Source organism: Rickettsia sp. TH2014 (assembly GCF_019249195.1).
Taxonomy (GTDB): Bacteria; Pseudomonadota; Alphaproteobacteria; order Rickettsiales; family Rickettsiaceae; genus Rickettsia; species Rickettsia felis.
In genome coordinates, this window is the sequence record NZ_MXAX01000289.1 from 1 (window position 1) to 681 (window position 681).

A 681-nucleotide genomic window follows, 5' to 3' on the forward strand; every position below is an offset into this window, starting at 1 on the left:
AAATGGAACATTAAATGTAAATGCCGGAGTTACTACGGCTACTGATCCAACGATTACTACCATTCAAGAAACTAATATTGCAGATAATGTTACTTTCAATGTTGATAGTATTAATAGTGATATAGATTTATTAAATAATGGAACAAGTATAGCGTTTAAAGGAGCAAGTTCAGAGTTAGATTTAATAAATACTGGTAATGCGGATAAGCAGTTTACGTTATATGCCAACTTAAATCCATCGGATGCAGAAGATGAATACGGTATAGTAAGAATAGAGGCAACTACAAATAATCTTACTATAGCCAATAATGGAGGTCCTTATACAATAGGTCAGGATAATACACATCGCCTTAAAGAGCTTGAAGTTAAAGGAGCGGGTAGTATTGTAATTGATAATACTATATTTACAAAGCGATTTAACATGAATAGTACCGGACAGGTGACTCTTAATCAAATATTAGATTTAGGGGCAGACGGAGCTGTACTATTTAATGCTGATGGTCAGTTAACTTTAGGTAATGGAATAACAGGGGATGTAACGACAGCTGGGGATAATACAGGAATCTTGGTAGTTAATGCAGGTAATGTAACTGGAGCAATAGGTACAAACGGCGGTCCTATGTTAAAGAAAGTGCTGTTTAACGGAGTAAGTAACGTCACAACTGTCGATGCAACAACAGT

The 681-nt window shown here is 35.5% G+C and carries 1 pseudogene; it reads left to right on the forward strand.

Annotated elements, in window-relative coordinates:
* Positions 1-681: pseudogene (locus tag KYQ89_RS05965) on the forward strand (hypothetical protein); the annotation flags it as partial.